Origin of the sequence: Streptomyces fradiae, assembly GCF_041270065.1 — a bacterium.
Taxonomy (GTDB): domain Bacteria; phylum Actinomycetota; class Actinomycetes; order Streptomycetales; family Streptomycetaceae; genus Streptomyces.
The window spans coordinates 1811827-1826827 of record NZ_CP065958.1 but is presented as its reverse complement, the minus strand read 5'-3'; the positions used below and the strand labels follow the sequence as shown (position 1 = coordinate 1826827).

Here is a 15001-nt window from a genome sequence, read left to right as displayed (position 1 = left end):
GCGCCCCCTCAGCCGTCGCGTCAGCCGTCGCCGAGCTCCCGGGCGTACGGCGGCTCCGCGCCCGCCCGGGTGCAGGTGATCGCCGCCGCCCGCGCGGCGAAGGTCAGCAGCTCGTGCCAGTCCGTCCGGCCGAGCGCCTCCGGGGCACGGCCCGCCAGGCCGTGAAGCAGGGCCGCGTTCACCGTGTCGCCCGCACCGATCGTGTCCACCACCGCCACCCGCACACCCGGGACGGACACCTCGTACTCCCGGGTGAACACCGTCAGACCGTCGCCGCCCCGGGTCATCACCACGGCCGCCGGACCGGCGGACAGCCAGTCGGCGGGGGAGCCGCCCAGCCAGGCCGCGTCCTCCTCCGAGAGCTTCAGCAGACGGACGTCCGGCAGCCAGCCCGCGAACCGCTTCCGGTAGGCGTCCGCGTCCGGGATGAGGACCGGCCGGATGTTCGGGTCGAGCAGGGTCAGCACGCCCTCCCGCGCCGAGCGGCGCAGCAGCGCCTCGTAGGCGCTCGCGCCCGGCTCCAGGGCCAGGGAGCAGGTCCCGAAGGCCACCGCCCGCACCCCGGCCGGCAGCCGCTCGGGGAGTGCGAAGAGCCGGTCGGCCGTGCCCTCCACGTAGAAGCCGTAGCGCGCCGAGCCGTCCGGCCCCACCGCGGCCACCGCCAGGGTGGTCGGCTCGGGACCGCGCTGGACGAGCCCCGTCGCGACGCCCGCCGCGCCGAGCCGTTCAAGCAGCGCCTCGCCGAAGGCGTCCGTCGACACCCGCGAGCAGAAGGCCACGTCCGCGCCGAGCCGCCCCAGGGCCACGGCGGTGTTGTACGGGCCGCCGCCCGGCCGGGGCAGCAGCGGGGCCAGCGGGCCCGGCGCCCCGTCGGGAACCAGGTCGATCAGGGACTCACCGGCGACGACGATCACGCACCGGAACGTAACCCATCACCGGCACCGGCCGACAGCCACGGCCCGGCGGTCAGGACCCCGCCGACCTGCCCGCCACCCGCCCGCCGACCCGGCCGTCGGCCGCTTCGTACGCGCCGGTATCGTCGGTTCGGTCCCTTCTGGGATCGCCTGTCCCGTCCCCGAGCCGACACCGTGGAGCGCTCATGTCCGGCCAGTCCACCCGCCGCACCGTCCTCAAAGGCGCCGCCCTCGCCGGGGTCGCCGGGCTGGGTGTCGCCGCCTGCTCCACCGACTCCAAGCTCGGCCACGCCGAGAACCCCACGCCCACCGCCCCGGTCGCCCTCGGCGCGCCCGACGAGATCCCCGTCGGCGGCGCCAAGCTCTACCGCGAGCAGCGGCTCCTGGTGCACTGCCCGGCCAAGGGCGAGTACAAGGCGTTCAGTGCCCAGTGCACCCACGCCGGCTGCGTCCTGGACAAGATCGAGGACAACGAGGGCAACTGCCCCTGCCACGGCAGCCGCTTCGACGTCACCACCGGCAAGGCCCTCCAGGGCCCGGCGACCGTGCCGCTCCCCGCGGTCCCGGTCCGGGTCGAGAACGGCAAGCTGATCGCCGGCCCGAAGGCCTAGACCGACCTCACGCCCGGTCAGGACCAGTCCCACTCGATCCCCAGGATCCCCGGGCGCACCCCCTGCTCCACCACGTGCACCGCGCGGTGCCGGCCGCTCAGCGTCAGCTCGGCCCGGCCGCCGCGCGGCGCGCCCGTCGAGGCCTGCGCGAACCGCCGGCAGCGCACCGGCAGGGCCGCCTCGTCGAAGCGCACCTGGAGCACGTACTGCCCGCCGGCGAAGCCGAAGCCGCGCACGTACTCCCGGCTCGGTCCGCCGGTGCCGTCCTCGAAGGCGTACGAGAAGAGATACGTGTCCCCGGCCCGCAGCCGGGCGTCGAAGAGCAGCTCGGCCACGCACACCCCGGTCTCCGCGTGCCGCCGCACCCGGCCCGTGCGGCAGTTCTCCGTCGCCCGCACCTCCACCCGGGACGGGTCGCAGCCCGGATCGCCGCGGTGGATCGCGAGGTAGCGGTCGACGCCGTCCCGGTGCGCCCGCACCACCTGCTGCGAGTCCCGGCCGAGCAGCTCGCGCCCGGCGCCGATCCGTACCCGCTCCTGGTGGCCCACCGTGTGCAGCCCGCCGTCCGCCGGGCACTCCAGCTCCGCGAGCAGCTGCTCCACCACCCCGGAGGCCTCGACCAGCGAGCGGTACGAGCGGGCCGCCGGGCGCTCGACCTCGGCGCGGGCGGCGGCGTCCTCGCGGAGCAGCCGGATCAGCGAGTTGTCGGGCAGCTGGAGCACCTCCTCCAGGGCCCGTACCGCCTTCATCGACTCCGGCCGCTGCGGCCGCCGGGCCCCCTGCTGCCAGTAACTCAGCGAGGTCACACCGACCTTGACCCCCCGGTGCGCCAGATGGTGCTGCACCCGCTGGAGCGGCAGCCCGCGCACCGCGAGCGCCGTGCGCAGCGCCAGGTGGAACGGACCGGTGTGCAGCAGTTGCGCCAGATCGGCCTCGGTGTGGCCCACGAGGACTCCTCAGTGAACGTTCACGGCTGGGGGCGGCGGCGCGCGCCCGCCGGGGCGGGCGGGCAGGTGGGCAGGGGACGGCTGTTCACATCCGGGTCGCACCGTTCACAGCCCGCCGTCACCCCGCATTGAAGCGTGTTGACCCGATCCGGACAACGTTCGATGCTCCAGGCAGCGTCCGGACGCGCTCCTCTCCCCCCCCCACTCACTCCCCACATCCCCACCTCGGGAGGAACGCGATGCGCAGCAGAAAGGCCCTGGCGGTGCTTGCCGCAGCCGCCGCCCTGTTCCTCGTCCCCGCCGCGCCGGCGTCCGCCGCGCCGACCGGCGAGGACGTCTCCACCCAGCACGTCTCGGCCAAGGACGTCTCCACCCAGGACGTCTCCACCTCCGCGTACAAGCGCCTGGACATCACCATGCAGGCCCAGCAGAAGAACAACTGGTGCTGGGCGGCCGGCGGCAACACCATCGCCACCTGGTACGGCCGCAGCTACTCGCAGAACCAGTTCTGCAACGCCGCCTTCGGGCGGCAGCAGGGCTACGACTGCCCCAACTGGCAGGCCACGCTGGGCAACGTCCAGGACGGACTGAGCTGGGCGGGCATCAACCCCGGTTCGTACGTGGACGGCTGGCTGCGCTACTCGACGGTGCAGACCGAGATCAACGCGAACCGTCCGGTCGAGACCCGCATCCAGTGGGCGAGCGGCGGCGGCCACATGCACGTCCTCTACGGCTACGACGACGCCAACGGCTGGGTGTACTGGGGCGATCCGTGGCCGACGAGCGACCGCTACAACTGGGCCTCGCACGCCTGGTACGTCAACAACGGGTCCTTCTCCTGGACCCACTCGCTCTACCGGATCGGGGCGTGACGGCGATGGCGAAGGCGATGGCGAACGTACGGATGGGGGCGGTGCTCGGTGCCGCGCTCCTGACGATCGGGCTCGGCGCGATCCCGGCACAGGCGGCGGAGGCGGCGGATGCCGCGGAGGCCGCGACGACTCCGGAGCGGGCGGCGGCCGCGCCGCAGACGCTCGACACGGTGGCGCGCTTCTTCGCCCGAGACGATGCCTCTCTTGCGCGGTCCGCCGCCAAACCCCGGATCGAGGGCGGGTCCGTCCCCGTCCGGATCCTGTCGCCCGAGTTCGTCGCCGGGAAGCCGGGAGCGGCGGTCGCCCGCGTCGAGTTCCACGCGAGCACGGCGGTCGCCGCCGACGGACGCACCGCCTCGCTGTGGACCGTGCGCACGCCCGGCGGCGACTGGCAGGTGGTGAACATCGCCACCGGCGACGACGAACGCCGCTACGACGCGGCGGGCCGGCGCGCGCTGCCGGGCGGCACGGTGTTCCGCGAGCCGCAGATCGACGCGTGGTACGTCCAGAAGGGCACGAAGGTGCTGCCGCTCGACGAGGACGCGGTGCGGGCGGTGGGCAGGAACGGCACCACCCTCGCCGCGTACCGGGACCGGGTGACCCGGGCGTACGGCGACAAGCTCCCGGGCTCGGCCTACGCGAGGAAGGGCGCGGCCGGCGGTTACGACGCGGGCGCGGGCACCGGCGCGTCGCACGACGACCCCGCCGCACCCGTCACCGTCGCCTCGACGGCGGCGGGCGCCGGCGCCGTCCTCGCCCTGGTGCTGACGGGTGCGGCGACGCTCCGCCGCCGCGCCTCCCGCCGGGCCTGAACCCTGGACCACCGCCCCGCCCGCGCGGGGCGGTGCGCTCCTCCTTCATGGGCCGGACCCCGTTCGCGCGCGGTCTGAGTGTCGGTCCCCGCCAGTAGGGTGGGAACCATGGCCGACCCCTCCAGCTACCGCCCCAAGCCGGGACAGATCCCCGACTCGCCCGGGGTCTACAAATTCCGCGACGAGCACCGCCGGGTGATCTACGTCGGCAAGGCGAAGTCCCTGCGCCAGCGGCTGGCGAACTACTTCCAGCCGCTGGCGAGCCTGCACCCGCGCACGGCGACGATGGTGACCACGGCCGCGTCCGTGGAGTGGACGGTGGTGTCCACCGAGGTCGAGGCGCTGCAGCTGGAGTACTCCTGGATCAAGGAGTTCGACCCCCGGTTCAACGTGAAGTACCGGGACGACAAGAGCTACCCGTATCTCGCGGTGACGCTGAACGAGGAGTTCCCGCGCGTCCAGGTCATGCGCGGCCACAAGAAGAAGGGCGTGCGCTATTTCGGGCCGTACGCGCACGCGTGGGCCATCCGCGAGACCGTCGACCTGATGCTGCGGGTGTTTCCCGTACGGACCTGCTCCGCGGGCGTCTTCCGCAACGCCGCCTCCGCCGGGCGGCCCTGTCTGCTCGGCTACATCGGCAAGTGCTCGGCGCCCTGCGTCGGCCGGGTCACCCCGGTCGAGCACCGCGAACTGGCCGAGGAGTTCTGCGACTTCATGGCCGGCCGCACCGGCACGTATCTGCGCCGCCTGGAGAAGCAGATGATGCTGGCGGCCGAGGACATGGAGTACGAGAAGGCCGCCCGGCTGCGCGACGACATAGGGGCGCTGCGCAAGGCCATGGAGAAGAGCGCGGTGGTGCTCGCCGACGCCACCGACGCCGACCTGATCGCCCTCGCCGAGGACGAGCTGGAGGCGGCCGTGCAGATCTTCCACGTGCGCGGCGGCCGGGTGCGCGGCCAGCGCGGCTGGGTCACCGACAAGGTCGAGGCCGTCGACACCGCCGGACTCGTCGAGCACGCCCTGCAGCAGCTGTACGGCGAGGAGAGCGGCGACGCCGTCCCCAAGGAGGTCCTGGTCCCGGCGCTGCCGGAGGACGCCGGGGCGGTCACGGCCTGGCTCTCCGGGCGCCGCGGGTCCAACGTCTCGCTGCGCGTGCCGCAGCGCGGCGACAAGAAGGACCTGATGGAGACGGTCGCGCGGAACGCGCAGCAGGCCCTCGTCCTGCACAAGACCAAGCGCGCCAGCGACCTCACCACCCGCTCCCGGGCCCTGGAGGAGATCGCCGAGGCCCTGGACCTGGACTCGGCGCCGCTGCGCATCGAGTGCTTCGACATCTCGCACCTCCAGGGCGAGGACGTGGTGGCCTCCATGGTCGTCTTCGAGGACGGGCTGCCCCGCAAGAGCGAGTACCGGCGCTTCCAGATCAAGGGCTTCGAAGGGCAGGATGACGTCCGGTCCATGCACGAGGTGATCAGCCGCCGCTTCAAGCGCTATCTCGCAGAGAAGGAGAAGACCGGCGAGTGGGTGGACGGCGAGGTGCCCGAGGAGGCCGCCGCGGCCGACGGCCGGGACGAGGACGGGCGGCCCAAGCGCTTCGCGTACCCCCCGCAGCTCGTCGTCGTCGACGGCGGGCAGCCGCAGGTCGCCGCCGCCCGCCGGGCCCTGGACGAGCTCGGCATCGACGACATCGCCGTCTGCGGCCTCGCCAAGCGCCTGGAGGAGGTCTGGCTGCCGGACGACGACGACCCGGTGGTGCTGCCCCGCACCAGCGAGGGCCTGTACCTCCTTCAGCGGGTACGTGACACGGCTCACGACTTCGCCATCCGCTACCAGCGGTCCAAGCGGAACAAGCGCATCCGTACCAGCCCCCTGGACGCGATCCCCGGCCTCGGCGAAACCCGGAAACAAGCCCTCATCAAGCATTTCGGCTCGGTCAAACGGCTTCGGCAGGCGACAATCGAGCAGATCTGCGAGGTCCCCGGCATGGGCCGCAAGACGGCCGAGGCCGTGGCGGTGGCCCTCGCGCAGGCGGCCCCGGCCGCGCCCGCCGTGAACACGGCCACAGGAGAGATCATGGAAGACGACGGGGGCACCACCGCATGACCGAGCACGAGCAGCGACAGCAGCAGCAAGATCAGCAGCACCAGCACCAGCACCAGCAGCACGAACACGAACAGCCCGAGTACGAAGACGGAGCACCAGACATGAGTACGGGCACGACGGAGCCCGTCGGCGAGAACAACGCCGACGCGGCCATCCCCGAGCTGGTGATCATCTCCGGCATGTCCGGCGCCGGCCGGTCCACCGCGGCGAAGTGCCTGGAGGACCTCGGCTGGTTCGTCGTCGACAACCTGCCGCCCGCGCTGATCCCCACCATGGTGGAGCTCGGCGCCCGTTCCCAGGGGAACGTGGCCCGGATCGCGGTCGTCGTCGACGTCCGCGGCCGTCAGTTCTTCGACAACCTCCGCGACTCCCTCGCCGACCTCGACGCCAAGCAGGTCACCCGCCGGATCGTCTTCCTGGAGTCCTCCGACGAGGCCCTGGTCCGGCGCTTCGAGTCGGTCCGCCGGCCGCACCCCCTCCAGGGCGACGGCCGCATCACCGACGGCATCGCCGCCGAGCGCGACCTGCTGCGCGAGCTGCGCGGCGACGCCGACCTGGTGATCGACACCTCCAGCCTCAACGTGCACGAGCTGCGCGCCAAGATGGACGCCCAGTTCGCCGGCGACGAGGAGCCCGAGCTGCGGGCCACCGTGATGTCCTTCGGCTTCAAGTACGGACTGCCGGTCGACGCCGACCTGGTCGTCGACATGCGCTTCCTGCCGAACCCGCACTGGGTGCCCGAGCTGCGCCCCTTCACCGGCCTCAACGAGGAGGTCGCGAACTACGTCTACAACCAGCCCGGTGCCAAGGAGTTCCTGGACCGCTACACCGAGCTGCTGCAGCTGATCGCGGCCGGCTACCGGCGCGAGGGCAAGCGTTACGTGACCATCGCGGTCGGCTGCACGGGCGGCAAGCACCGCTCCGTCGCCACCGCCGAGAAGCTGGCCGCCCGTCTCGCCGCCGAGGGCGTCGAGACCGTCGTCGTCCACCGGGACATGGGGCGCGAGTGAAGCAGTACCGCCGGCGCACGCCCACCCTCTCGGTGCGGCGCGCGCTCCGCAGGCGCGGCGCCCAGCCCAAGGTCGTCGCGCTGGGCGGCGGCATGGGCCTGTCCGCCTCCCTCGCCGCCCTGCGCCGGATCACCGGCGACCTGACCGCCGTGGTCACCGTCGCCGACGACGGGGGCTCCAGCGGCCGGCTCCGTGAGGAGCTGGGCGTGCTGCCCCCGGGCGACCTCCGCAAGGCGCTGGCCGCGCTGTGCGGCGACGACGACTGGGGCCAGACCTGGGCCCGGGTCATCCAGCACCGCTTCCAGTCCAAGGGCGAGATGGGCGGCCACGCCGTCGGCAATCTGCTGATCGTCGCCCTCTGGGAGCAGCTCGGCGACCCCGTGCAGGCCCTGGACCTGGTCGGCCGGCTGCTCGGCGCGCAGGGCCGGGTGCTGCCCATGTCGGCCGTGCCGCTGGAGCTCCAGGCCCTGGTCAAGGGCCACGACCCGGAGCGCCCGCACGACGTGGACACCGTGTGCGGGCAGGCCACCGTGGCGCTCACCCCGGGCGAGGTGCAGTCCGTGCACCTGGTGCCGCACGACCCGCCGGCGGTGCCGGAGGCGGTGGCCGCGGTGCTCGACGCCGACTGGGTGGTGCTCGGTCCGGGCTCCTGGTTCTCCTCGGTGATCCCGCACCTGCTCGTGCCCGAGCTGCTCGACGCGCTGATGGAGACGAAGGCCCGCCGGGTGCTCTCGCTGAACCTCGCGCCGCAGCCGGGAGAAACCGAGGGCTTCTCCCCGCAGCGTCATTTGGAGGTTTTGGCACGACACGCCCCTAAACTCGCCCTGGACGTGGTGCTGGCCGACGAGGCCGCCGTGCCCGACGCGTCGGCAAGAGAGCCCCTCGCCGAAGCCGCCAAGCGGCTCGGCGCCGCGGTCGAGCTGGCGCCGGTGGCCCGGCCCGACGGCGCTCCGAAGCACGACCCGGAGCTGTTGGCCGCCGCGTACGACCGTATTTTTCGGATGCATGGAAGGATCGGCCCATGGCGATGACGGCAGCGGTGAAGGACGAGATCTCCCGGCTCCCCGTCACCCGGACCTGCTGCAGGAAGGCCGAGGTCTCGTCGATCCTGCGGTTCGCGGGCGGGCTGCACCTGGTGAGCGGCCGGATCGTGATCGAGGCGGAGCTGGACACCGCGATGGCGGCGCGCCGGCTGAAGCGGGACATCCTGGAGATCTTCGGGCACAGCTCGGAGCTGATCGTGATGGCTCCCGGCGGACTGCGCCGCGGTTCGCGCTTCGTGGTCCGGGTGGTCGCCGGCGGCGACCAGCTGGCCCGGCAGACCGGTCTGGTGGACGGCCGCGGCCGCCCCATCCGTGGTCTGCCCCCGCAGGTGGTCTCCGGGGCCACCTGTGACGCCGAGGCGGCCTGGCGCGGCGCCTTCCTGGCGCACGGCTCGCTGACCGAGCCGGGCCGCTCCTCCTCCCTGGAGGTCACCTGCCCCGGCCCGGAGGCCGCGCTCGCCCTGGTCGGCGCCGCCCGCCGGCTCTCCATCGCCGCCAAGGCACGTGAGGTACGGGGCGTGGACCGGGTCGTGGTCCGCGACGGCGACGCCATCGGCGCGCTGCTCACCCGGCTCGGCGCGCACGAGTCGGTGCTCGCCTGGGAGGAGCGCCGGATGCGGCGCGAGGTCCGGGCCACCGCCAACCGGCTCGCCAACTTCGACGACGCCAACCTGCGCCGCTCGGCGCGCGCCGCGGTCGCCGCGGGCGCCCGGGTGCAGCGGGCCCTGGAGATCCTCGGCGAGGAGGTGCCCGAGCACCTCGCGGCGGCCGGCCGGCTGCGCATGGAGCACAAGCAGGCCTCCCTGGAGGAGCTGGGCGCACTCGCCGACCCGCCGCTCACCAAGGACGCGGTGGCCGGCCGGATCCGCCGGCTGCTCGCCATGGCCGACAAGCGGGCCCAGGACCTCGGCATCCCCGGGACCGAGTCCAATCTGACGGAGGAGCTGGACGACAGCCTGGTCGGCTGAGCCCCACCGCCCCCCCGATGCGGCGAACTCTCCACTGTCGGTGCCTTTCTGAGGCACCGGCAGTTCCGTTCGGCGGGCTTCGGCCGACGCGCCGGAGGCACCCTTGACAGGGGTATGAGCCCCCACGAGCCTGGCGTCTGTTCACCTTCGTGGCAGACGACAGCAAGGGGGGCAGATGAGACGCAGAGCGGGAGCGATCCTCGCCACTGCATCACTGGTCATCGCGGGCCTGGCGGCGGCACCCGTCGCGGGCGCGCAACCCACCCGTCAGGACGGGGACTTCGAACACGTCTCCGTCTGGCGGGCCAAGGTGACGAAGGAGCAGCTGCCGCTGCTCCTCGACGCCGGCACCGACGCCCACGAGCTCACCGAGCAGGTGCCCGCCAAGGGCTCCGCCACCGTCGAGCTCTATCTCACCGACGCACAGGCCGGACAGCTGCGCCGGCAGGGCGTCGAGATCGCCGAGCACACCCTCGGGGCCCGCGCCGAACAGCGGGTCGCGGCCGCCGGGGACGGCGTCTTCCGCCCGTACGGCGGCAAGGGCGGCCTCAAGCAGGAGATCGTGGACACCGCCCGGGCCAATCCCGGGCTCACCAAGGTGGTCTCCATCGGCAAGACCGTGAGGGGCCAGGACATCCTCGCCCTCAAGGTCAGCAAGGGCGCGGCGAAGACCAAGGACGGCAGCAGGCCGGCCACGCTGTACCTGTCCAACCAGCACGCCCGCGAGTGGATCACGCCGGAGATGACCAGGCGGCTGATGCACCACTACCTGGACGGCTACGGCAAGGACCCGCGGATCACGAAGCTGGTGGACACCACCGAGCTGTGGTTCGTGCTCTCCGCCAACCCGGACGGCTACGACTACACCCACGCCGACCCGGCCAACCGCCAGTGGCGCAAGAACCTGCGGGACAACGACGGCGACGGCCGGATCGGCACCGGCGACGGCGTCGACCTCAACCGCAACTTCGGCCACAAGTGGGGCTACGACGACGAGGGCTCCTCGCCCGACCCGGCCGACGAGACCTACCGCGGCCCGAGCGCCATGTCCGAGCCGGAGACCCGGGCGCTCGACGCCTTCGAGAAGCGCATCGGCTTCCGCTACGCCGTCAACTACCACTCCGCCGCCCAGCTGCTGCTCTACGGCGTGGGTTGGCAGGTCGCCACCGACACCCCCGACGACGTGGCCCTCAAGGCGCTCGCCGGCACCCCGCAGCAGCCCGCGATCCCCGGCTACCGCTCGCAGCTCTCCTCCGAGCTCTACACCACCAACGGCGAGGCGGACGGACACGCCGCCAACGTCAACGGGACGCAGATGTTCACCCCGGAGATGTCGACCTGCGCCACCGCCTCCCGGGTCGACCCGAACGACGCCTGGGACCCGGCCGACTGCGCCTCCGTCTTCACCTTCCCGGACGACGAGAAGCTGATCCAGGGCGAGTTCGAGAAGAACATCCCGTTCGCCCTCGCCGTCGCCGAGTCCAGCGCCCACCCGGACACCCCGGTCTCCCCGGTCGGCATCGAGGCCCCCGACTTCACCCCGGACGCCTTCGCCACCTCGTACGCGGGCGGCGGCGCCCAGGAGGTCGCGGTCACCGCCCGCAAGTCCCTGCGCGGCAAGACCCTGAACTACCGGATCAACGGCGGCCGCACCCACCGCACGGGCCTGGAGCCCTGGAAGGGCGGCGAGACCTGGGGCGGCGAGGACAACCTCTACTTCGACCAGTACCGCGCCGAGGTCGAGGGCGCCCGTACCGGCGACAAGGTCGAGGTCTGGTTCACCGCCCGCACCCGCGCCGGGAAGGCGACCGCGTCCGCCCCGTTCACGTACACCGTGGCCGAGCGGCCCCGCGGCGACGTCCTCGTCCTCGCCGAGGAAGGCGGCACCACAGCCGCGCGGCACGCCGACACCTATGTGAAGGCGCTCGCCGCGAACGGGCGCCGGGCCGCCGTGTGGGACGTCGCCACCCAGGGCACCCCGCACGCCCTCGGCGTGCTGAGCCACTTCCGTACCGTCGTCTGGTACACGGGCGCCGAGCAGCCCTCCGGGGCCTCCCTGCTCGCTGTCCGCGCCTACCTCAACGAGGGCGGCAAGCTGATCAACGCGGGCGAGAGGTCCGGCGGGCAGGTCCGGCTCGGCCGTGCCGACTCCAACGACTTCGCCCAGTACTACCTCGGCGCCTACCGCCGGGCCGCGCTGAACGGCCCCGCCTCCTTCGCCGGCTCCGGCCGGCTCGGCGGCGGCGGGGCGGCACTCGGTGCCGCCGCCGGCAACCCGCTCGACAACGCCGGCGCCTTCACCGTCACCTCCGACACCCTCGCCCCCGACCGCTTCCCGCAGTTCGCGAGCAGCGCCGCCGGCGGCGACTACCCGGGCCTGAAGACCCCCTTCGAGCCGTACGCGGGCAGCCGCTTCGCCGCGCTGCGCCACACCGACGGCACCTGGGGCCGGCTGAGCCGGACCGTGGACCTCACCGGGGTGACCGCGGCCGACCAGCCGAACCTTTCCTTCCAGGTCAGCTACGACACGGAGCCGGGCTACGACAACCTGGTCGTGGAGGCCCACACCGCCGGCCAGGACGACTGGACCACCCTGCCCGACGCCAACGGCGGCACCTCCGCCGAGCCGCCCGCCGACTGCGGGGAGGGCTACTACGTCCGGGAGCACCCCTTCCTGGCGCACTACCTCACCGTGGGCCAGGACGGCACCTGCGCCGCCACCGGCACCACGGGCGCCTGGCACGCCTTCACCGGCCCCTCCAACGGCTGGCGGCAGGCCCGCGTCGACCTGAGCGCCTACGCGGGCAAGCGGGTCGAGCTGGCGATCTCGTACGTGTCCGACCCGGGCACCGGCGAGATGGGCGCGTTCGTCGACGAGCTGACCCTGTCGGCGGGCGCGGCGACCGACACCGAGGGCTTCGAGACCGGAATGGGCGCTTGGTCCGTACCGGGCCCGCCGGCCGGAAGTCCCGGAAACGGAAGTGACTGGACCCGTTCCGAAGCGCTCTTCCACTCCCAGGCTGCGGTCACCACCCGTGACACCGTCCTGTTCGGCTTCGGCCTGGAGCATGTCCCGAATGCGACGGAACGGGCGACTCTGCTCAGAAGGGCGCTTACTTCGCTCCGACGCTGATTCGGGCGCTCAGGCGAGCACCGATTTTCGTCACTCTGCGTAGTGGGGACCAAGGTCCCTCGACAGCCCTTACCCGTTGGTAGGCAAGGGCTGTCGGCCTTTTTCCGGCACTTTCCGGGCGTGTACCGCTGCACTCGATGTCACGCGGAGCCATCTGGAGAGGTAGGGTCGTAAGCGGTCGGGGACATCCCAAAAGAGAAGCTCGCCGGGCGTCGAAACCCGGCGTACCTAACGAGGAGATCGGTTCGTGACGATCCGCGTAGGCATCAACGGCTTTGGCCGTATCGGTCGCAACTACTTCCGCGCGCTCCTTGAGCAGGGTGCCGACATCGAGGTCGTGGCCGTCAACGATCTGGGCGACACCGCGACCACGGCTCACCTGCTGAAGTACGACACCATTCTGGGCCGCCTCAAGGCCGAGGTGACCCACACCGCCGACACCATCACCGTCGACGGCCACACCATCAAGGTGCTGTCCGAGCGCAATCCGGCCGACATCCCGTGGGGTGAGCTGGGCGTCGACATCGTCATCGAGTCCACCGGCATCTTCACCAAGCGGGACGACGCCGCCAAGCACCTCGCGGGCGGCGCGAAGAAGGTCCTCATCTCGGCTCCGGCCAAGGACGAGGACATCACCATCGTCATGGGCGTCAACCAGGACAAGTACGACCCGGCGAGCCACGACGTCATCTCCAACGCCTCCTGCACGACCAACTGTGTCGCGCCGATGGCCAAGGTCCTCGACGAGAACTTCGGCATCGTCCGCGGTCTGATGACCACGGTCCACGCGTACACCAACGACCAGCGCATCCTGGACTTCCCGCACAAGGACCTGCGCCGCGCCCGCGCCGCCGCGGAGAACATCATCCCGACCACGACGGGTGCCGCCAAGGCCACCGCCCTGGTCCTCCCGCAGCTCAAGGGCAAGCTCGACGGCATGGCCATGCGCGTGCCGGTCCCGACCGGTTCGGTCACCGACCTGGTCGTCGAGCTCTCCCGCGAGGTCACCAAGGACGAGGTCAACGCCGCGTTCAAGAAGGCCGCGGACGGCGAGCTCAAGGGCATCCTGTTCTACACCGAGGACGAGATCGTCTCCTCGGACATCGTGAGCGACCCGGCCTCCTGCACCTTCGACTCGTCGCTGACGATGGTCCAGGAGGGCAACTCGGTCAAGGTTCTCGGCTGGTACGACAACGAGTGGGGCTACTCCAACCGTCTCGTCGACCTCACCGTCTTCGTCGGCGGTCAGCTCTAAGCTCTCTAAGCTTCTGAGCGGGCTTTCGATGTGAAGCAGGGCTCGGGCAGTGCGATGGCGCACTGTGCGGGCCCTGCTGTCGTGTGCTCCACCGCGTGTACCAAGGAGTCAGAGAAACAGATGAAGACGATCGACGAGCTGCTCGCCGAGGGCGTCACCGGCAAGCGGGTGTTCGTCCGCGCCGACCTCAACGTGCCCCTCGACGGCACCACCATCACCGATGACGGGCGCATCCGCGCCGTCGTCCCGACCGTCAAGGCGCTCGCCGAGGCCGGCGCCCGGGTCGTGGTCGCCTCCCACCTCGGCCGCCCCAAGGGCGCGCCGGACCCGGCCTTCTCCCTCGCCCCGGCCGCCGCGCGGCTCGGCGAACTGCTCGGCGCCGAGGTCGCCTTCGCGACCGACACGGTCGGCGAGTCCGCCAAGGCGACCGTCGCCGGCCTGACCGACGGCCGGGTGGCCGTCATCGAGAACCTGCGCTTCAACGCCGGCGAGACGTCCAAGGACGACGCCGAGCGCGCGGCCTTCGCCGCGCAGCTGGCCGAGCTCGCCGACCTGTACGTCGGCGACGGCTTCGGCGCCGTGCACCGCAAGCACGCCTCGGTCTTCGACCTCCCCGGCAAGCTGCCGCACGCGGCCGGCTACCTCATCGCCACCGAGGTCGGCGTCCTGAAGAAGCTCACCGAGGACGTCCGGCGGCCCTACGTCGTCGCCCTCGGCGGCGCCAAGGTCTCCGACAAGCTCGGGGTCATCGACAACCTCCTGCAGAAGGCCGACCGCATCCTCATCGGCGGCGGCATGGCGTACACCTTCCTCAAGGCCAAGGGCCACGAGGTCGGCATCTCGCTGCTCCAGGAGGACCAGATCGACACGTGCCTCGGCTACCTGGCTGAGGCGGAGAAGCGCGGCGTCGAGTTCGTGCTGCCGATCGACGTGCTGGTCTCCGCCGACTTCCCGGACCTGAAGACCAAGGCCCCGGCCAACCCCGAGCTCGTCTCCGCGGACGCCATCCCGGCGGACAAGGAGGGCCTGGACATCGGCCCGAAGACCCGCGAGCTCTACGCGGCGAAGCTCGCCGACGCCGGCACCGTCTTCTGGAACGGCCCGATGGGCGTCTTCGAGCACCCCGACTACGCGAACGGCACCAAGGCCGTCGCGCAGGCCCTGCTCGACTCCGACGGCTTCACCGTCGTCGGCGGCGGCGACTCGGCCGCCGCCGTCCGCACGCTCGGCTTCGACGAGAATGCTTTCGGCCACATCTCGACCGGCGGCGGCGCCTCCCTCGAATACCTCGAGGGCAAGAAGCTCCCCGGCCTCGTCGCACTGGAGGACTGAC

General features: G+C 72.2%; 12 protein-coding genes. 10 read left to right on the top strand and 2 right to left on the bottom strand.

What is annotated here, in order from left to right; translation table 11 throughout:
* Window positions 1-20: 20 nt before the first annotated feature.
* Window positions 21-914, bottom strand: coding sequence for a carbohydrate kinase (locus JAO84_RS08205; protein WP_370411744.1), 894 nt, complete (start codon window positions 912-914; stop codon window positions 21-23).
* A 185-nt stretch (window positions 915-1099) separates the two neighbouring features.
* On the opposite strand from JAO84_RS08205, the gene JAO84_RS08200 reads away from it, so the two are divergent.
* Window positions 1100-1525, top strand: coding sequence for a Rieske (2Fe-2S) protein (locus tag JAO84_RS08200; protein ID WP_370411742.1), 426 nt, complete (start codon window positions 1100-1102; stop codon window positions 1523-1525).
* 17 nt (window positions 1526-1542) lie between these two features.
* Here the strand turns inward: JAO84_RS08200 and JAO84_RS08195 are convergent, their stop codons facing one another.
* Complete coding sequence (locus JAO84_RS08195) at window positions 1543-2472, bottom strand: hypothetical protein (protein WP_370411740.1); 930 nt, start codon at window positions 2470-2472, stop codon at window positions 1543-1545.
* 239 nt (window positions 2473-2711) lie between these two features.
* Between JAO84_RS08195 and JAO84_RS08190 the strand changes: the two genes are divergently transcribed.
* The 9 genes from JAO84_RS08190 (at window position 2712) to pgk (ending at window position 15000) form a co-directional block, all read left to right on the top strand.
* Window positions 2712-3344 (top strand): papain-like cysteine protease family protein, encoded by a 633-nt coding sequence (locus JAO84_RS08190; RefSeq protein ID WP_370411739.1) that lies wholly within the window; start codon window positions 2712-2714, stop codon window positions 3342-3344.
* A 5-nt stretch (window positions 3345-3349) separates the two neighbouring features.
* A complete protein-coding gene (locus JAO84_RS08185; RefSeq protein WP_370416688.1) occupies window positions 3350-4156 on the top strand; it encodes a hypothetical protein in 807 nt (268 codons plus the stop codon).
* Window positions 4157-4264: 108 nt separating this feature from the next.
* On the top strand, window positions 4265-6259 hold the full coding sequence (gene uvrC, locus JAO84_RS08180) for an excinuclease ABC subunit UvrC (RefSeq protein WP_370411737.1): 1995 nt from the start codon (window positions 4265-4267) through the stop codon (window positions 6257-6259).
* A gap of 101 nt (window positions 6260-6360) precedes the next feature.
* A complete protein-coding gene (gene rapZ / locus JAO84_RS08175) occupies window positions 6361-7269 on the top strand; it encodes an RNase adapter RapZ (protein ID WP_370416687.1) in 909 nt (302 codons plus the stop codon).
* A complete protein-coding gene (yvcK, locus tag JAO84_RS08170; RefSeq protein ID WP_370411735.1) occupies window positions 7266-8300 on the top strand; it encodes a uridine diphosphate-N-acetylglucosamine-binding protein YvcK in 1035 nt (344 codons plus the stop codon). The genes rapZ and yvcK overlap by 4 nt, the downstream gene beginning before the upstream one ends.
* Window positions 8291-9280 carry a DNA-binding protein WhiA gene (gene whiA / locus JAO84_RS08165; RefSeq protein ID WP_030205188.1) on the top strand — a complete coding sequence of 330 codons (990 nt, stop codon included), beginning with the start codon at window positions 8291-8293 and terminating at the stop codon, window positions 9278-9280. The genes yvcK and whiA overlap by 10 nt, the downstream gene beginning before the upstream one ends.
* Window positions 9281-9455: 175 nt before the next feature.
* Window positions 9456-12413, top strand: coding sequence for a M14 family zinc carboxypeptidase (locus JAO84_RS08160; RefSeq protein WP_370411732.1), 2958 nt, complete (start codon window positions 9456-9458; stop codon window positions 12411-12413).
* 247 nt (window positions 12414-12660) lie between these two features.
* A complete protein-coding gene (gene gap, locus JAO84_RS08155; protein WP_265866127.1) occupies window positions 12661-13668 on the top strand; it encodes a type I glyceraldehyde-3-phosphate dehydrogenase in 1008 nt (335 codons plus the stop codon).
* Window positions 13669-13788: 120 nt separating this feature from the next.
* Complete coding sequence (gene pgk, locus JAO84_RS08150; protein ID WP_370411730.1) at window positions 13789-15000, top strand: phosphoglycerate kinase; 1212 nt, start codon at window positions 13789-13791, stop codon at window positions 14998-15000.
* Window position 15001 lies beyond the last annotated feature (1 nt).